The organism is Candidatus Krumholzibacteriota bacterium (genome assembly GCA_016932415.1).
Lineage (GTDB): Bacteria > Krumholzibacteriota > Krumholzibacteriia > Krumholzibacteriales > Krumholzibacteriaceae > Krumholzibacterium.
This window is the reverse complement of the sequence record JAFGCX010000020.1, coordinates 43,491-62,133: the sequence shown is the minus strand read 5'-3', so window position 1 is coordinate 62,133 and position 18,643 is coordinate 43,491. Positions and strand designations below refer to the sequence as shown.

At 49.0% G+C, this 18,643-nt stretch carries 17 protein-coding genes and 4 tRNA genes; 18 read left to right on the top strand and 3 right to left on the bottom strand.

Features of this window, described 5'->3' with window-relative positions:
* Positions 1 to 56 precede the first annotated feature (56 nt).
* From JW814_07500 to JW814_07490, 3 genes are read right to left on the bottom strand one after another with little or no spacing between them, the layout of a single operon-like run.
* Positions 57 to 1,550, bottom strand: a complete 1,494-nt coding sequence (locus tag JW814_07500; protein MBN2071283.1) for an alkaline phosphatase family protein — start codon at positions 1,548 to 1,550, stop codon at positions 57 to 59.
* An 18-nt stretch (positions 1,551 to 1,568) separates the two neighbouring features.
* On the bottom strand, positions 1,569 to 2,273 hold the full coding sequence (locus JW814_07495; GenBank protein ID MBN2071282.1) for a hypothetical protein: 705 nt from the start codon (positions 2,271 to 2,273) through the stop codon (positions 1,569 to 1,571).
* Positions 2,270 to 3,328 (bottom strand): glycosyltransferase family 4 protein, encoded by a 1,059-nt coding sequence (locus tag JW814_07490; GenBank protein ID MBN2071281.1) that lies wholly within the window; start codon positions 3,326 to 3,328, stop codon positions 2,270 to 2,272. The genes JW814_07495 and JW814_07490 overlap by 4 nt, the downstream gene beginning before the upstream one ends.
* A 201-nt stretch (positions 3,329 to 3,529) precedes the next feature.
* Between JW814_07490 and JW814_07485 the strand changes: the two genes are divergently transcribed.
* The 18 genes from JW814_07485 (at position 3,530) to JW814_07400 (ending at position 18,634) form a co-directional block, all read left to right on the top strand.
* A complete protein-coding gene (locus JW814_07485) occupies positions 3,530 to 4,636 on the top strand; it encodes a DegT/DnrJ/EryC1/StrS family aminotransferase (GenBank protein ID MBN2071280.1) in 1,107 nt (368 codons plus the stop codon).
* An 85-nt stretch (positions 4,637 to 4,721) separates the two neighbouring features.
* Complete coding sequence (locus JW814_07480; protein MBN2071279.1) at positions 4,722 to 5,459, top strand: exopolysaccharide biosynthesis polyprenyl glycosylphosphotransferase; 738 nt, start codon at positions 4,722 to 4,724, stop codon at positions 5,457 to 5,459.
* 15 nt (positions 5,460 to 5,474) lie between these two features.
* Positions 5,475 to 6,500 carry a Gfo/Idh/MocA family oxidoreductase gene (locus JW814_07475; protein MBN2071278.1) on the top strand — a complete coding sequence of 342 codons (1,026 nt, stop codon included), beginning with the start codon at positions 5,475 to 5,477 and terminating at the stop codon, positions 6,498 to 6,500.
* 15 nt (positions 6,501 to 6,515) lie between these two features.
* On the top strand, positions 6,516 to 7,154 hold the full coding sequence (locus tag JW814_07470) for an N-acetyltransferase (protein MBN2071277.1): 639 nt from the start codon (positions 6,516 to 6,518) through the stop codon (positions 7,152 to 7,154).
* An 11-nt stretch (positions 7,155 to 7,165) separates the two neighbouring features.
* Complete coding sequence (locus JW814_07465) at positions 7,166 to 8,296, top strand: glycosyltransferase (protein MBN2071276.1); 1,131 nt, start codon at positions 7,166 to 7,168, stop codon at positions 8,294 to 8,296.
* 27 nt (positions 8,297 to 8,323) lie between these two features.
* Entirely contained in the window at positions 8,324 to 9,325 is a 1,002-nt protein-coding gene (locus JW814_07460) for a radical SAM protein (GenBank protein MBN2071275.1), read from the top strand.
* 45 nt (positions 9,326 to 9,370) lie between these two features.
* Positions 9,371 to 10,477 (top strand): glycosyltransferase family 4 protein, encoded by a 1,107-nt coding sequence (locus JW814_07455; GenBank protein MBN2071274.1) that lies wholly within the window; start codon positions 9,371 to 9,373, stop codon positions 10,475 to 10,477.
* A gap of 83 nt (positions 10,478 to 10,560) precedes the next feature.
* The gene (locus JW814_07450; protein MBN2071273.1) at positions 10,561 to 11,121 is read left to right on the top strand and encodes an SPOR domain-containing protein; all 561 of its coding nucleotides are present in this window, start codon (positions 10,561 to 10,563) and stop codon (positions 11,119 to 11,121) included.
* Between the two features lie 30 nt (positions 11,122 to 11,151).
* Entirely contained in the window at positions 11,152 to 12,195 is a 1,044-nt protein-coding gene (gene galT / locus JW814_07445; GenBank protein MBN2071272.1) for a galactose-1-phosphate uridylyltransferase, read from the top strand.
* Positions 12,196 to 12,197: 2 nt separating this feature from the next.
* Positions 12,198 to 13,703, top strand: a complete 1,506-nt coding sequence (locus tag JW814_07440) for a glycogen synthase (GenBank protein MBN2071271.1) — start codon at positions 12,198 to 12,200, stop codon at positions 13,701 to 13,703.
* A gap of 46 nt (positions 13,704 to 13,749) precedes the next feature.
* Positions 13,750 to 13,825, top strand: a tRNA-Gly gene (locus tag JW814_07435).
* A 9-nt stretch (positions 13,826 to 13,834) separates the two neighbouring features.
* Positions 13,835 to 13,909 (top strand) — tRNA-Cys (locus JW814_07430).
* 82 nt (positions 13,910 to 13,991) lie between these two features.
* Positions 13,992 to 14,079 (top strand) — tRNA-Leu (locus JW814_07425).
* 176 nt (positions 14,080 to 14,255) lie between these two features.
* Positions 14,256 to 14,549 carry a hypothetical protein gene (locus JW814_07420; GenBank protein ID MBN2071270.1) on the top strand — a complete coding sequence of 98 codons (294 nt, stop codon included), beginning with the start codon at positions 14,256 to 14,258 and terminating at the stop codon, positions 14,547 to 14,549.
* Between the two features lie 41 nt (positions 14,550 to 14,590).
* On the top strand, positions 14,591 to 15,955 hold the full coding sequence (locus tag JW814_07415; GenBank protein MBN2071269.1) for an HD domain-containing protein: 1,365 nt from the start codon (positions 14,591 to 14,593) through the stop codon (positions 15,953 to 15,955).
* An 80-nt stretch (positions 15,956 to 16,035) separates the two neighbouring features.
* A complete protein-coding gene (locus JW814_07410; protein ID MBN2071268.1) occupies positions 16,036 to 16,353 on the top strand; it encodes a hypothetical protein in 318 nt (105 codons plus the stop codon).
* Between the two features lie 213 nt (positions 16,354 to 16,566).
* On the top strand, positions 16,567 to 18,489 hold the full coding sequence (dnaK, locus tag JW814_07405) for a molecular chaperone DnaK (GenBank protein MBN2071267.1): 1,923 nt from the start codon (positions 16,567 to 16,569) through the stop codon (positions 18,487 to 18,489).
* A gap of 68 nt (positions 18,490 to 18,557) precedes the next feature.
* A tRNA-Val gene (locus JW814_07400) sits at positions 18,558 to 18,634 on the top strand.
* Positions 18,635 to 18,643 lie beyond the last annotated feature (9 nt).

Here is an 18,643-nt window from a genome sequence, read left to right as displayed (position 1 = left end):
TCGGCCTGCCGCCGATGTCAAGCGCGGCGATCAGGGCCTGTCTCAAGAAAGTCTTTTCAACCATCGCGCCTGGCCAGAAAAGATCCTTTGTACAAGTCCGGGCCGTCCATGTCGACCGTCAGGAAGGCAAGGACTGAGGAAGCTATATTCAACGACCTGATATTACTGTCGATAACTTTCCATCCCCGCGTCGGGCCGAAGATGAGAACGCTGTTCTTTCTGTGACCTCCCGAAATTTTTCTGTGACGAGGATTTATAGTAACGAGGGGCAGATGCACCGACCAGTTCGTTCCGAACTCGGGACGCATCTCGTAGAGGATGTCAGGATATTTATGAAGAAATTCACCCCCGAACAGTTCCTCTCTGCGCCTCGCCCATAGAAAGTAACTGTTTCCTCTTTCATCTTTGAGGTCGAGGATGAGCCTTATCACCCGGTCGCGGACTTCCTCGTAATCATGTGATTCCTCCCTGCACCTGTCAACGGAGATATCGATTCCGCCGAAAGGGTTGGTGCCGCCGAAACCGGAAGCTGTAGCGATGTTTTTCGATGAAGAGGTCATGAAATCTTTTTTCTTTAGCTTTCTCGTCCACGGGAATAAATGCGCCAGCCGGTACGAGAGATCTTCCAGGTCGAGACGGTGTAAGGTCTCGAGAGTGAGGTTCTTGGCTCTTTCAAGGTGATATCTCGCGCTCAGGAGCTTCGGACCGCTGATCCTGCTCTCGAGAAGCCCGTTTTCCATCAGGAGCTGGTTGAGGTTGAACAGCAGGGGAGGACGCATCGCGTGCCCGTGATCGCTGATGATCATGAACGAAGCCTCATCGCCAGCCGCTTCGACCAGCCTTCCGATGCACTTATCGATGAAAGAATGAAAATCCGGAATGATATCACTGTGTATGCTGTTTCCAGGATATGTGGGGTCGTCCCTGTCATAGTAGCGCCAGAAGAAATGACATATCCTGTCCATGGTAAGAAGGGTGATGAAAGTAAGGTCCCATTCTCTCGTCTCCATCAACCTGGCGGTAAAATCGGTGATGGCCCATGTTTCCTCTTTTGTCTTTTCATAGAATTCGCCCAACTCGTTCTTTTCCGGAAAATCGACGATACCTCCCAGCGGAGGCAGATCGATCGAATCGGAGATCCCGGGCGGGCAGGTCGAGGAATCGCCGGATACGAAGACAGGGCCTGATGCCATGACGCCGTTGACCTGCCATGGGGGATGAGCCATCAGAGGGTTGACGACGATTACTTTTTTGCCATGCTCGGAGGCTTTGTCCCAGAAAGTCTTTCCTCTGAAAGCGCTTGTGTCGACGGCGAATTCGCGGGCGTCCTTCTTGAAATAATCTATGGTCTCCAATATGCCGTGCTCACTCGGGTCCATCCCTGTAAAGATCGAGATCCACGAAGGGATGCTGTCAGGCGGGAAAATAGCCGGCATCTCGCCGGAATATCCTTCATCGGCGATCTTTTTCAGATTAGGCATCCTCGAGAGCAGAGGCTTAGTGACAAGCCAGTCCATTCCGTCTATTCCTATGACTACCAGCCGGCTCAAGGTTCACACTCCGTTCTTTTATTCAAGAGATCTTCTCCATTCGGAAGTAAGTTCCCACACCTGATCGGCTATCTCATCTATCGGCAGCGCGCTGTCTATGACGGGCGAACCTGTCATCTTCGCCATCTCGAGGTACAACGCTCTTCTGTCGTCAAGGTATTCGACCGGCGTGCCGTCGCTTTTTCTGGTGGCGCCTTTTTCCGGATCTATGTCGAAAAATATCGCCATTGCCGGTCGGGGAAAGAATCGAAAAAGGATGTTGTCGAAAAGCTCTCCCAGCCTTGATGGAGGGATTGAAAAATTGACAGCCATATCGACCAGGGTGTCGAAGAGATACCTGTCCGAAATTATCGCGCGGTATGGATAGTTATGGAAAAGAAGTCTCAGGTTGACCTGAACGGCATATTCGCTCCATACCATTGCCTGCCAGAGTTTTCTCTTTACCGGAGATCTCATCTTATCTTTTTTAGCCGCCGTAAAACTCGAGTATTCGGCTGTCTGCGCGTTTTTCGTGCGGCTCAGCGATCGCCTTGCGAGAAAAACGAGGGGGGCGCTGAAGAACGGTTTCCACCTGTTCCATATCATCACGTTTTTAACCCCGGAAGAGGCCAGTCGGCCGGAGAGTATACTGGCCTGCGATGACTTGCCGGTACCGTCAAGTCCGCTCAGGACAAGTATTCCCCGTTTTCCGGTCACTTTCGGAGAAAAAACCTTTTGGGTCATCGTTTTATCTTCCTTTTACTGCACGGGGAAAGAAGTTCGATATGGGGTTTTAAATATCTGTCGAGTACGTTGTTCCAGGAAAACGATTCCACTATACGTGATGTCGCGGCATCGATCCCACGGAGTCTTGATATCTTTCCTGCGATCTCGGAAGGTTCCGCGTAATAGATGAAATCGCCTCCCTCTTCCAGCATCTCGGGTAGAGCTCCGAATCTTGTCGTAAGGACGGGAAGATCGCAGGCTGCCGCCTCAATGACTGAAAGGGGGAACTCGAGGGCGCCGAGAGATGAAGAAACGGGAAAGAGATATAGGTCGCACGCCTGATAAAGCTCGTGGATATCGTCGGTATATTCATCGATCACTATGATCCCGGCAAGCCGGAGCCTGTCTCTCCATGAGGGTTCGATTTCTCCACCCTTGATTACCGGAAGGATATCTTTTCCCCAGTCGCGATACCTGAGAAAAGTCGCCAGGTTCCTGCTCTCCTTGATATGACCGACATGGAGGACGAGGAATTTTTCTTCCGGGAACCCGTACTTTTTTCTCAGGCGTTTTTTTTCTTCCTTGGTGACAGGCCTGAAGGAATTCTCGTCATAACCGGGCATTATATACCCGGTACTGAAACCTGCTTTTTCCAGATCGGTCCGCATCCTGTCCACGGGGGAAAGTATCATGTCGGGAGGGTTTATCAGTGACATCGCTCTGTGCAGCACTCCTGTCTTTCTTTCCTGAAGGCCAATGAGAATAAGGGGAGCGGCAGATAAACCTCTGATTATTCCTGCTCTGAGCATTCCCATTCCCGTAAGCCCGGATGAAGGGAGATAGATGACCAGGTCAAAATCATTCTCTTTATAGAACTTCGAGATCCCGAAACCAAGATGCAATCTTCCCTTCAACAATCTGTAGGAATCGAAGAGCGGAGGGGGAGAACCCGACTTATGGAGTAGAGTAACTTCGCTTCTTTCATCGAGATATCGGCACAGGTGCATTATAAAGACAAGAAGTCCTTCTGAAGGGCTAAAGGTGATCTCTTCCGATACAAGCAGGATACGCATATCAATCTTATTAAATCAGAATATTGAAAGAATATCAATTACACAATTTCAGGGTTTATTATCATATACATCTGATAAATAGATATAAGTCCAAATATATATGGTATTTAAAATAGGGGGTAGTAATAATTGACAAAAAATGATATAATTTACAGAACTTGGGCATGGGAATGATTTTAACGGATCGGAAGAGGCGTATATATGGGTAATGTACCGTTTTTTAATCTCAGCGAACAGACAAAAGGTATCAGAGCGGAAGTAGACGCGGCTATTTCAGGGGTCATTGATAACACATCTTTTGTCCTTGGACCCGCGCTTGAACAATTTGAAAAAGATTTTTCCGGCTATTGCGGTACAAAGTTCTGCGCTGGGACGAGCAGCGGCACATCGGCACTTGTCCTGGCCCTGCTTGCCTACAAGATAGGATCAGGCGATGAAGTGATCACCGTGGCGAATACTTTCATAGCGACGGTCGAAGCGATAGCGATCGTCGGCGCGACGCCGGTACTGGTCGATGTTTTTAAAGATAACGCTCTTATGGATCATACAAAACTTGAAGACGCGATAACTGAGAATACAAAAGCGATTATACCGGTACATTTATTCGGACAGTGCTGCGACATGGATCCCATCATGGAGATCGCCCGCAAGCATGGATTGAAAGTAATAGAGGACTCCTGCCAGGCGCATGGAGCAATGTATAAGGGAAAAAGGGCTGGTTCGCTCGGCGACGCTGGTGCTTTTTCTTTTTACCCGAGCAAGAATCTCGGATCGTTCGGAGAAGGTGGAGCAGTAACGACCGATGATGAAGAAGTGTTAAAGAGGATCAAGGGCCTCAGGCATCATGGACAGATAGTAAAGAACGAGCACAGTGAACTGGGCCATAATTACAGATTGCATTCCCTTCAGGCGGCTGTCCTGGGGGTAAAACTTAAATATCTCGACGGATGGAACGAAAAACGGCGTTCTCTGGCGGAAAGATATCACAGGAATCTTGAGGGAACAGGATTCTGGATGGCATCTGAACATAAAGAGTGTAAGCCGGTCTACCATCTTTTCGCGCTGGGGTGCGCGGAGAAGGAAGCAGTAGGGAAAGCACTTACTGATGCCGGGATAGGTTGGGGACAGCATTATCCTGTTCCTATCCATCTTCAGCCGGCATTCAGGCATCTCGGACTGTCTGAAGGTGATTTCCCCGTATCCGAAAAGCTGATGCGCACGAGCATTACTCTGCCTATGTATCCGGAACTTGAGCCCGGAAAAGTAGACCAGGTATGCGACGTGCTGAAGGCTGCGGTCGGAAAATGACAGGTTAACTTTTTCAAGGAGGGGGCCTTAGGTAAGACGGTTAACGAAATAAGTTGAGCAGAAACCGGGACGGGACAATACAGCAATGAGAAAGTATTCACTGGCCCTGGACAGCACCATTAAGTCTCAGCACCAAGCGGAACCGCTTAAGAATCGGCCACTGCTTGAGGTACGGGAAAGAAGCAACTTTGAACGGTTTGTCAAACGTTCCTTCGATGTCGTAGCCTCACTGGCAGTCCTGGTTCTTGGTTTTCCGTTTTTCCTCGCCATAGGGTTGCTGATCAAACTGACTTCCAGAGGTCCTGTCTTTTTTAAACAACAGAGAGTCGGGGAGAACGGCGAACTGTTTTTTCTTTACAAGTTCCGCTCGATGAAGGCGGGGAATGACGATTCCATCCATCGGGAATTCGCCCAGAACTTCATTCAGGGCGCGACCACTCAATCTTCACTTGACGAAAAACCTGAAAAGCTCTATAAGATAGCGGATGACCCTCGCGTAACCGCGATAGGCAGCTTTCTTCGCAGATCAAGTCTTGACGAGTTGCCTCAGTTTATAAATATTCTCAAAGGCGAGATGAGTATCGTAGGTCCAAGACCGCCGATGGAATACGAATACGAGCATTACGACAACTGGCACAAGTTGAGATTGAAAGTCAGGCCGGGCCTGACCGGACTCTGGCAGGTGAGCGGTAGAAGCACCGTTCCATTTCAAGAGATGGTGATGCTTGATCTTTACTACATCGAACACTGGTCTCTGAAGATGGATATTAATATCATGGTCAAGACCGTACCGGTGATGCTTTCCGGTACGGGAGGCTATTAACAGGATGGAGGAAAATTGATTACAGTAGGAGTAATCGGTTGTGGGTATTGGGGCCCAAATCTGATAAGGAACTTTTCGGCGCTTGACGACGCTGAGGTAAAGATCTGTTCCGATCTGGATCAGAAGCGTCTGGAGCATATGAAAAAGTTATATCCATCGATCTCCGTGACGCGCGACTACCTTGATATCATCAAAGACCCCGATATTGACGCTGTCGTTATCGCGACTCCTGTATCCACGCACTTCAAACTCGCGGTCGACGCCCTGGAGGCGGGAAAACACGTGTTTTGCGAAAAACCTCTTACTCAGAACGTTGAGGAAGGTGTGAAACTGATCGACACGGCTGACAGATGCAAAAGGACTCTTATGGTCGGCCATACATTCGTATATACAGCTGCCGTGAACAAGATAAGGGCCCTGATAAGGGAAGGCGAGCTGGGAGACATATATTACATGTCGACTTCCCGGGTGAATCTTGGACTTTTCCAGGAAGATATCAACGTCGTGTGGGACCTTGCTCCGCATGACCTGTCGATAATGAACTACATCCTCGAGTCGAGGCCGGTATCGGTGTCTGCGGTGGGGCATTCGTATATCCAGCCGGGTATACAGGATGTCGCTTTCGTCACTTTGACATACCCCGGTTCAGTACTTGCGAATCTTCAGGTATCATGGCTTAATCCTAACAAGATAAGGAAAACGACTGTCGTCGGAAGCAAAAAAATGCTTTTATATGATGATGTCGCAAGCCTGGAGAAGATCCGTATTTATGACAAGGGCGTCGACGTGATTCCTCACTACGACACTTTCGGAGAGTTTCAACTTTCCTACAGATACGGTGATATTTCCATCCCCAAGCTCGATGATGCCGAGCCGTTGAAGATAGAGTGTCAGCATTTTCTCGATTGTATCGCGGGAAAAGAGATGAGAAGCAGCGGCAGGCACGGTCTTGAAGTACTGCTGGTTCTTGACGCGATCGACCGGTCGATCATGGAAAACGGCAGACAGATCGAGATCGAGTATCCGAAATCTTTAACTTAGATCAGGATGGACAGTATGAAACCCGAAAAGAACCCGGAAAGACTGGGACAGGTACATCTGGGAGATGGATCTTCGATCGACCCGGAAGCGATCATAGGTTATCTCTCGCCAAGAAAGAATATCAGCGACAGGCTCGATATCGGCGAGAAGGCGAGGATCAGGAGCGGATCGGTTATCTATGCCGGATCGATCATTGGGACTCAATTCGAGACAGGTCATAATGTCGTGATCCGCGAACAGAATACCATAGGTGATCATTTTTCGATCTGGAACAACTCGGTAATAGATTACGGATGCACAATAGGAAATAATGTAAAGATACACTGCAATATCTATGTAGCCCAGTTCACAGTGATCGAGGATGATGTTTTCATGGCGCCAGGAGTCACGATAGCCAATGATATCCACCCTGGATGCCCCGATTCCGGCGAATGTATGCGAGGACCCGTTTTGAAAAAGGGATGCAGGCTGGGCGTCAACGTTACTGTCGTACCTTATGTGACGATAGGCGAAGGAACGCTAGTCGGGAGCGGTTCCGTGGTGACCAGGGATCTACCTCCCGGAGTCCTCGCGTATGGCAACCCCGCCAGAGTACAGGGGAAGCTTGTCGACCTGAAGTGCAAACAGGGCCGGAGAGAGGCGCCTTATCTTTAAAGGCTCCCTTTATGAATTCGACCGGTAAGGATAAAAATCTGATTATTGTCTGTTCCACCCTCGTGACGGGCGGAGCCGAGGTGATCGTAAAAGCCCTTTGCGAGCTCCTTCCGCGCCATCGTCTGGAACCGGTCCTGGTCTGCCTGAGAGAGCCAGGCGAAGTGGGCGAAGCAATCGCCTCGTCGGGAATCCGGACTTTTTCGCGCCTCGCGGGCGCGAGGTATGACCCACTCGCCGTTTTCCGTCTTGCCGGAGTACTTAAAAGATATCCAGGCGCGGGCATTATCGTCCTCGATCATCACGATGCTATTTTCCTTACGGCGATCGCGACGAAATTCATCGATGGCAGGCGAAAAGTCCTCTCTGTCCATTCGACAGGGTTGTGGAAGACGGGCAAGATCTTCAATTGGACAGACAGGCTCGTTCTGGGCAGTTACGACAAGGTGATTGCTCTTGCGGATAATCACAGGGATTTCCTTTCCGAAAATGAGGGCGTATCCGATGACAGGCTCGTAATAATAAATAATGGTGTGGATATTGCACGTTTCCATCCGGTTGAGACGCGGGAGAAGAAAGGGGCTAAAAAATTGCTCGGCCTGTCTGATGAGGATTTCGTTGTCACAATAATCGCCGCGTTGAGACCGGAAAAGAACCATATGATGTTCATCGAGGCTGCTTTGAAGATAGCGGAAAGTGAAGGGGGTCGTTTCAGGTTTCTTATAGTGGGAGAGGGTCCCATGGAAACTGGGCTTAAAAAAGCCGCGGACAGGCTTCTTTCGCAAGGGACATTGAAATTCCTTGGAAGGAGAGAAGACACGGAATCGATTTTAGCGGCGACTGATGTAGCAATACTCTCATCGTTTCCCGTTGTCGAAACATTTCCTCTCACCATCCTGGAGGCGATGGCAACGGGACTGCCCGTGATATCTACCGCGGTTGGATCGATTCCGGAGATGCTCGAAGACGGTAGGGAAGGGATCCTCATTGAAAGCGGAGATGTCGGAGCGCTTGCGGAAAATATGATACGGTTGAGCAAGGAGAGAACATTCAGGGAAGAAATAGGTCGAAAGGCCAGAGATAGGGTAATAAGGGATTTTTCCGTAGACAGGATGATAGAAGGCTATGCAGGACTTTTTGATTGAAAAAGATGATTCCCGAAAGCAGGTGATATGATGCATCTTCCTATCGATGCAGTCACGGCGATAACATACAGATGTGATTCCAGGTGTAATATGTGCAATATCTGGAAGCTGCCTCCCGGAGCGGAGATGCCGGCCGCGGCCTATACCAGCCTGCCCGAAACGCTGAATGATGTCAATATTACCGGCGGAGAACCGTTCCTGAGGGATGATATCGTCGAACTTGTCAGGGAGATACATGAAAAAGCCGAAAATCCGAGGATTGTGATCTCAACTAACGGTTTTCAGAGCAAGAAGATCGCGCACGTCGCGCCGAAATTGTTGGCAATATCAAAAAAGGTCGGGATCGCAGTTTCCCTTGATGGTATCGGCGAAGTACACGACAGGATAAGAGGAGTCGACGGGGGGTTTGAGAAAGTCCTCGAAACCCTCAATCAACTTAAAAGAATAGGGTACAGGAACGTCCGAGTGGCATTCACAGCTCAAAAGGAGAACGTGAAGCATCTCGGCGCCGTGTACGATCTCTCAAGGCAATACGGATACCAGTTCACTACTTCGGTTGTGCAGAATTCGGAGTTTTATTTTTCGACTTCAGACAACCAACAAGTTGATCCCGGGGATCTCGAACGGGAATTGAAATACGTGATGAAAAAGGAACTTTTCAGTCTAAGCCCTAAAAGATGGTTGAGGGCGTATTTCTACTCCGGAGTACTGAGATACAACATGGCCGGAGAAAGAGCGCTTGGATGCAGGGCGGGACGCGATTCGGTCTTCATCGATCCAGAGGGAAAAGTGTATCCATGCCTTACTCTCGAGAAAGAGATGGGCAACCTCAACGAATCTTCGTTCAAGGAGATATGGAACAGTGAAAAGGCGGAGAAGGCAAGAAAGGCTGTTGACAGCTGCAGGCTTCCATGCTGGATGATATGCACCGCGAGAGTCTCGATGAAGAGAAATCCCATTCGCCCCATCTGGTGGATACTTAAAAACTGGGCGAGGCTGTTGCTCGGAGCGGGAATCTCGGTGACCTGATCTTTGTGGCGTGGATTCCGGCGGAAACAGGAAAGTAACGGGAAATTGAATATAGCTATCATTGGATCAAAAGGTCTGCCGGCGTTATTCGGCGGAATAGAGCGGCATGTAGAGGAGATCGGAAGGCGACTCGTCAGCAGAGGGCACAATGTGACTGTTTTCGGAAGAAAGCCGTTCAGTCAGCAGGCCGAATATCTTGGAATGAAGATCGAGATCCTTCCGTCTGTTCGGACAAAAAATCTGGATACGGCGACCAACTCTTTTCTTTCTTCGTTCGTTTCCATTTTCAGGGATTATGATATCGTCCATTTTCATGGAATAGGCCCCTCGATCTTCAACGTGATCCCTCGTGTTTCAGGAAAGAAAACAGTGTCGACAATACACGCTCTGGATTACAGGCAGATAAAGTGGGGAAAGCTGGCCAAATCGATGTTACGGTTTGGCGAGAGATGCGCGGTAAAGAACTCGTCCGCGACGATCGCCGTATCAAAGCTTATGACCGCCCAGCTATCGGGAAAATACGGAAGAAGGGTCGAATATATACCGAATGGCGCTTCCCTGCGCGAAATGCCTGAATTTGCGGATTCTTCCGGATTGGGCCTTAAAAAGGGAGGATATATCCTTACCGTAGGCAGGTTCATTATCGAGAGGGGATTCCATTCGCTGATAGAAGCGTACCAGGCTGTCGATACACCCTTGAAGCTTGTCATAGTCGGGGATGAGCGTTTTGAGACGCGGTACGCCAGGACTCTTCATGAAAAAGCTGATGAAAGAGTGATCTTTCCAGGATATATCTCAGGTGCTGAACTCGACGAACTATACGCTCATTGCGCGTTTTATGTTCTGCCGTCGACCGTAGAAGGATTGCCGATCTCGCTCATGGAGGCGATGAGTTTTTCCAGGCCGGTCCTGATAAGCGATATCCCCGAAAATCTTGAGGTCGCCGGCGGCTCATCGTTGACCTTTATCCACGACGATCCCGGCGATCTTACGCGCGCTCTGAAGGAGATGTTATCCCTCACCGAAGAAGAACGGGAAAAGCTGGGAAAGGAAGGAAGGAAAAAGGTTGAGATCGAATATAACTGGGATCTGATAACAGAAAGGACAGAAAGGTTCTACCTCGATATTCTCTACGGGCGCCAGGGTTCGTAGTCCATATTTCATTGACATCGCCACGTTTATTTGTTAGTTAGTGGCGAAGCGCATTTGAGCTTTTTCGGATGGGAGGACGTACAATGCGGAAATCCTGCAGGATTATTTCAGCTGTTTTATTCATTAACGCGGCAATAATTCTTTTGCTTCAGCTTGGGTGTACCCGGTCCGAAGTATCCGGTAGAGTCCCTGTCGTGGTAGAACGGGAAAAGACCCCTTCGAAGCGGGTGGTTTCGGAGACGAAGGTGGAGGAACAGGCGGAAGAACTCGTGTACGATCTGGAGGATGAGATCCTCGAAGACGAGGTGATCGATAAGAAGATCGAGAATCTTGATTTTGAGGAAAAGATATCGGTCGATTCTTTCACGGTCAAGGATCTCTCCGAAGCGGCGGTGGAAGCCTCAAATTACGATACAGGTTACAGGATACAGGTTTTCGCCTCTTCCGATCTGGGGAAAGCAGGCGAACTGAAAAATAATATCATGGCGGGAACAGGTCTTGCAGTATATATAGAGTTTGAGGATGGAATGTACAAAGTGCGAGTCGGTGACTTCCTGACGAGGGAAGATGCCTCACAAGCCAGGAAAAAACTTGTCGATGGATATCCCGATTGCTGGATAGTTAATACCACTGTAAGGAAATAGCTTGTTGTCAACATAAGGAGTATAGCATCCATGCCTGAGTTGCGAAAAAGCCCCATACTGGAAAGATGGGTGATCATCTCGACGGAAAGGGGTAAGAGGCCCGACGATTTCAAGAGGGAAAAACGCCCGCTGAAAGGTGGTTTTTGCCCTTTTTGCAATGGAAATGAAGACAAGACTCCTAAAGAAGTCCTGGCATACAGGACTCCTCAATCACTTCCGGACAAGGAAGGGTGGACGATCAGGGTAGTGCCGAACAAGTTTCCCGCGTTGCAGATAGAAGGGGAACTTGATAAAAGTGGCGACGGGATCTACGACCGGATGAGAGGTGTCGGAGCACACGAGGTCCTGATCGAATCGCCGGACCATGCGAAGAATCTCCACCATCTCGATGTCGATCACGTGGAATCGGTATTCTGGGCGTTGAGAGAACGGTGCCTGGACCTGAAAAGAGATTCAAGGTTCAAGTATATTCTCGTGTTCAAGAACTGGGGAGAAGAGGCGGGCGCGTCCCTCGAACATTCTCACATGCAGCTTATCGCGACACCGATCATACCGAAGCGGGCTGTCGAGGAACTGAACGGGGCGAAATTCCATTACAACCTTAAGGAAAGATGCGTATATTGCGATATGCTCAAGCAGGAGATAAGGGAAAAGAAAAGGATCGTATACCAGAACGAGAATTTTATCGCCCTTGCTCCATATGCCGCAAGGTTTCCCTACGAGACATGGGTACTTCCTCTGAAGCATATATCCTCTTATGAGAATACGCCGGCCGATCTTTTCGCCGGTCTGGCCGATATAATGAAGAACGTTCTTCTCAGGATAGATCTGGCCCTTGATGCTCCTCCGTTTAACTTGATAATACATACAGCGCCGTGCGATCAGCCCGACCTGGATTATTATCACTGGCATATAGAGATCATGCCGAAGCTTACGAGAGTTGCGGGATTCGAATGGGGCAGCGGTTTCTATATTAATCCGACACCACCTGAAGACGCCGCAGAAGTATTGCGCAATATTGATATATCTTCCTCTCTAGAGGGTAACAAAGAGCCGCAGAAGGTCGAGGAATAAAGATGGCTGAAAAACAGATGAAGGTAGTTCTTGTCTCAACCGAAATGGTGCCGTTTTCAAAAGTAGGCGGGCTTGCAGATGTTATCGGAGCCCTCCCGGATGAGCTTGAAAAACTCGGTTGCGACCTTGTCATATTCACTCCCCTTTATTCCGAGGTCGACAGGAAAAAATTCGGCATAAAAGAGGAAAAGGGCATTGAGAAGATGAGGGTTCCAGTGAACGGTACCGACATTGAATTCGGACTCTGTTCCACGCTGAAACCGGGTACGCAGATCAGGGTCTATTTTATAGACAACGAGCATTTCTATGGACGCAAGGGTATCTATACTGTCCCGGAGACGGGGGAAGCCTACAAGGACGAGGATGAGAGGGTGATCTTCTTTAACAGGGCGGTCATAGAAGCGATCAAGATACTGGGGTTGAAACCGGATATTATTCACTGTAACGATTTTCATTCTGGATTGATACCGGTCTATCTTTCGCTGGAAGAAGAGAATAATGGACTGTTCGAATATACAGGAACAGTTTTCAGCGTCCATAATCTCGCATATCAGGGAACTTTCGAACCGGATTTTCTTGAGAAAGCAGGGATAGGTAAAGAGCTTTTTCAGCCGATGAGTCCATTCGAATTCTGGGGACGGGTGAATTTAATGAAGATGGCCCTGCTGTTTTCCGGAACGATTAGTACGGTCAGCAAGGCTTACGCCGACGAGATATCAGAGGACGAGGAATACGGGTATGGCCTTGAAGGTGTCCTTACATACAGGAAGGAAGACCTTAACGGTATTCTCAACGGGATCGATCCGAGTGCCTGGGACCCGGAGACAGATGAAAATCTGTCGCATCATTTTTCTGTTGAAGATCTTGAAGGGAAGAGGGAAAACCGAGACGAACTTCTCACCGAGTTCGGACTGCCCACCGGTGATGATCCCGTGATCGGTATTGTATCGAGACTTGTCGACCAGAAAGGTTTTGATATCCTTTCGGAAGCTTTCGAAGACCTGATGAAAGATGATCTTAAATTCGTAATCCTTGGAACCGGCCAGAAAAAATATCACGAACTCTATACCGAACTGGCGGCAAAATATCCATCAAAACTCGGGATCAAGCTCGCGTTCAGTAACAGGCTTGCTCATCTTATCGAAGCTGGAAGCGATTTTTTCATGATGCCGTCGAAGTATGAACCGTGCGGTCTGAACCAGATGTACTCCCTGCGATACGGGACGATCCCTATCGTAAGAGCCACCGGGGGTCTAAAGGATACGATCAGCGAACTCTCGCCAAAAGGTAACAGGGGGAACGGTTTTACCTTTGAGGAGTATACTCCCAAGGCGCTGATAGAAACTGTCGAAAGGGCGCTTAAGTTCTTCAGTGACAAGGCCGCCGTGACCAGGACGAGAAAAAGAATAATGAAGGAAGATCACTCGTGGGAGAATTCAGCGAGGGAATACATAAAAATGTATCAAAAGACTGTCGGGAAAACAGGAATGAGGTTGACAAGCGGATAAAGCTTTATTTATATAGTCTATAGAAAAATTAAGTCAGGAATGGAGAGCGGGAATAGCTCAGCTGGTAGAGCGCAACCTTGCCAAGGTTGAGGTCGCGGGTTCGAACCCCGTTTCCCGCTCCAGTTTATTGAGGCGGCATAGCCAAGTGGCTAAGGCGACGGTCTGCAAAATCGTTATCACCGGTTCGAATCCGGTTGCCGCCTCCAACTTATATCTCCTCCTCGTTGCGATAGTCACTGGTCATTTTCGCTTGAAGAAAGCAGGATTCCATTATAACTTTACCTTCGTGCCGGGGTGGCGGAACTGGTAGACGCAGCGGACTTAAAATCCGCTGATGCTTGGCATCGTGTGGGTTCAAGTCCCACCCTCGGCACCATATCTTTCTAGGGGATGGCCTCGGGGGGCTGGATAAGACGAATTTTCCCCCTCTTTTCGCTCCCAATCGGTCTCTGATGCGGAAATATTTTCCCGAAAATGTTAAAGGCCGCCGGTAATCTGCCGAAAATCGATACAGAAGCAACACAGACGGAAACCCTGAAAAGGAGGTTCTGTATGGTGCTGCTGAATCCGGCCGCGAACCGGGGTGCCGGTGGGCAGGAGATCCGGGCCGATCTGCAACCTGAGCAGGCTGCCAGGTTGAATAATCCTAATCCGGGGAACCGGGTCGTAAGGATCAGGGAGGCGGAAGGATCTACACCGCCGGAACTCAGGAATAGTGCCAAAAAGGAATCCCGGCGCAGATCGCCGGAAGATACGGTAGCAAGCCGGGAGGGGATGTACGATGAACAGGCACAGCATCCTGAACCTGAAGAAGAACCGGGGGCTATCATTGATCAGCGCGGTTAAGATGTTGACCGGAAGAGTCGCGTTTAGGTACATTCCAGTGTATGAAACGTGATCTGAAGATTTCGCTGGGAAGAGAACACCATCCGTGGGAGAGGTCGATCCTTGAGATATGCGGCCTCTCCCTGGTCGGTGGAGCGGTAAGGGACCTGATCCTTGGAAAAGATATCGTTTCGGTTGATACGGATTACCTGGTTCACGGAATAGAAGCAGATAGACTTCTCGATATCCTTGGCAGATTTGGAAAGACCGACCTTGTCGGCAGATCGTTCGGAGTCATCAAGTTCACTCCTGAAGGTTCGGACACAGTCGATATCTCATTCCCCAGAAAAGAGACAAGCACCGGCCCGGGGCACAGAGAATTCGACGTCCGGTTCGACAGCAGTGTTTCCCTTGAGGACGATCTTGTCAGAAGGGATTTTACGATCAATTCGATGGCACTCGATCTCGCGACGATGAGATTGATCGATCCTCTGGGAGGGATCGAAGACCTGGAAAAACATATTCTCAGAGTAAACCGAAAAGAAGCTTTCATCGAGGACCCGCTGAGGATCATGCGGGGAGTCCAGTTTATGGCGAGGTTTGGATTTTCTGTCGAAGAAGAAACGGGAAAACTGATGGCCAGGTACGCTCCCGCTCTTGAGACCGTCTCGAACGAGAGGATAAGGCTGGAACTTGAAAAAATGATGAGGTACGCGGAAAAACCGGGAGATGGCTTCATTTTTATGCATGAAAGAGGGATACTCGATTTTATTATTCCTGAACTTGATGAGACGTGGGGAATAGAACAGAACGAATACCATATAGATGATATTTTCATGCACAGCGTGAAGAGTTGTGACCTTGCCGGAAAGCGTCAAGAAGTCAGGTGGGCTGCCTTGCTCCATGATCTTGGAAAAAAGAAGATGAAACAGGAGAAAGATGGCAGGGTGATATTTTACCGGCATGAACTGGAGAGTTCAAAGATCGCCACAGAAATACTCAGACGGCTCATCTTTCCGAATTCTTTCGTAAAGTACGTGTCCCATCTGGTGCTTCATCACATGTTCTATATAACCGATGAATGGTCTGACGCCGCGGTGAGAAGGTTCATTGCGAGAGTCGGTGTTGAAGCGATTGAGGATCTTTTCAGCCTGAGGATGGCCGATGGTCTTTCGAGAGGGGATCTTGATATCGGCAGGGAAGTCGGAATCTCTCGAAAAAGGGTCGATGACGTACTTGCTGCCGATTCGGTATTCAAGATAAAGGATCTCGCGATAAACGGTAATGATATCATGAAGATCACCGGCAAAGCTTCAGGTAAAAGGATCGGAGAAATACTCGACGCGCTCCTTGAAATGGTGATAGATGACCCCTCGATCAATACAAGGGAGAATCTTACCACTATTGTCAGGGAAGATTTGAATTAGTAATGAGCTATTGCCGGTCATCAAAAGTGTATTATCTTTAAAGGGGAACGACGCACAGGCATGATCATGCGGGTGGTAAAATGAGGCGGCTTGAAAAACTGATACGCGATATGAGGAAAAAGCTTTTCCCGTACCATCATGAGCATGATGTGGAAAGGGGAGGAGAGAGATGGGATGTCGGGAAAGGAGAATATATCGAATCCTGGTTCTATGAACAGCTGAGGATATGCCGGAAAAAGAACAGGTGTTCGAGAGACAACAGGTGCGTATTTTACGAGTACAGCGATATTGCAAAAAGAAACTATGATATATGTCTCGAGATACAGTTGCGTCTTGAAAACGGGGAGATAAAGTGCGCGATGGGGGAGGACGACTCTGAAAGCGATGCTAAGGACTGACCTCTCTGAGCCTGCCATAATACGCCATAATGGCATCTATGGCAGCTTCTGTCATGGCGTGAGTTTTGCCATTTCTGCCATGGACAATTGATATAATCCTAATTTGTTATATTGCAATATGATATGTAGGCCTCTATTTTGCCCTAATTGGCATGCTTATTGAAGTTAGTATTCTGGAATATTTAAACTTATTATTTTCAGAGGGAGAACGAAATGTCAAAAATAATCGGAATTGACCTTGGGACTACAAACTCGTGCGTATCTGTCATAGAGGGTGGAGAGCCGGTAATAATCCCTAATCCGGAAGGCGGAAGGACCACTCCTTCGATAGTCGGATTCAAGGATTCTCAGAAGCTTGTCGGGATGCTTGCTAAAAGGCAGGCGATCACAAATCCCGAAGATACTATTTATTCTATAAAACGATTCATGGGAAGAAAATTCTCGGAAGTATCGACGGAGATATCGGAAGTCTCGTACAAGATAAAGAAAGGACCTTCTGGCGATGTCAGAGTAGAAGCGGGGGGCAAGGAATATTCGCCACCGGAGATCTCTGCCATGGTGCTTCAGTATCTGAAGGAAGCCGCGGAAAAATATCTCGGCGAAAAAGTAACAAAAGCAGTAATTACCGTCCCCGCGTATTTTAACGACAGCCAGAGACAGGCCACCAAAGATGCGGGCAAGATAGCAGGGCTTGAGGTCGAGAGGATCATCAACGAACCTACAGCGGCGTCTCTCGCCTACGGACTCGAAAAGAAAGGGGAAAAGACCATAGTGGTCTTCGACCTTGGTGGCGGTACTTTTGATGTATCGGTGCTTGAACTGGGCGAGAATGTATTCGAGGTAAAAGCGACGAACGGAGATGGGCATCTTGGAGGAGACGACTTCGACCAGAAGATAATCGAATGGCTTTCCGAGGAATTCAAAAAGGATCAGGGTATAGACCTGACGACAGATCCCATGGCTCTGCAAAGGTTGAGAGAAGCTGCCGAAAAAGCCAAATGTGAACTGTCGACAGTAACTCAGACGGACATCAATCTACCCTTCATAACTGCCGACGCGGCAGGTCCGAAGCACCTGAATGTCAAACTCTCGAGAGCGAAGTTCGAATCTCTCACCGACAGCCTGATCGAAAGGACAGTACAGCCATGCAAGAACGCGATAAAGGACGCCAAGATCAATCTCTCAGAGATCGATGAGGTCATCCTTGTTGGCGGGACAACAAGGATTCCCGCGGTAAAGGCCAAGGTAAAAGAGATATTCGGAAAAGAACCGCATGAGGGAGTAAACCCCGATGAAGTAGTCGCGCTGGGCGCGGCTATCCAGGGTGGCGTTCTTGCGGGAGATGTGCATGACGTGCTTCTTCTAGACGTTACCCCGCTCTCTCTGGGGATTGAGACTCTCGGCGGAGTGATGACGAGACTTATCAACAGGAACTCGACGATCCCGACAACAAAAAGCGAGATATTCTCAACTGCGGCTGACAACCAGACTACTGTGGAGATCCATGTCCTGCAGGGAGAGAGGGAGATGGCCGCCGCGAACAAATCGATAGGACGATTCCAGCTTGCCGGCATTCCTCCCGCCCAGAGAGGGATACCGCAGATCGAGGTAACGTTTGATATAGATGCCAACGGCATACTGAATGTCACGGCAAAAGACAAGGCTACCGGAAAAGAACAGAAGATAATCATCCAGGCTTCAAGCGGTTTGTCTGAAGACGATATAGAACGGATGGTTCACGAAGCTGAAGAACATGCCGCTGAGGACAAGGCAAACCGCGAGATGATAGATCTGCGCAACCAGGCGGACCAGCTGAGTTACCAGACCGAAAAACAGATGGAAGAGTACAAGGAAAAGATCCCATCCTCGGATTTCGATGAAATGCGAAAATCTCTCGAGGAACTCAAAGAAGCTTCAAAGACTGAAGATAAGGAACGGATCAAACAGGCGATCGATTCCCACAACGCGATCTGGCAGAAAGCGGCCCAGGCGATGTATCAGAGCGCGGCCGGCGAGCAGCAACACCAGGAACCGAAGCAGCAGGGCGGATCTTCTTCTGGCGGGGAAAAGGAAGACAAGGATGATCAGGTCGTCGATGCTGAATTTGAGGTAATTGATGACGAAGAGAAGAAATAATTGCCGAAAATGATTATTTAGTTGCTCGTAGGTGATTTATTTCATAAGATTCAGCAAAGATGGTGTGTGGGCGATTAGCTCAGATGGTTAGAGTACCTGCTTGACATGCAGGGGGTCACTGGTTCAATTCCAGTATCGCCCACCATTCCCCTGA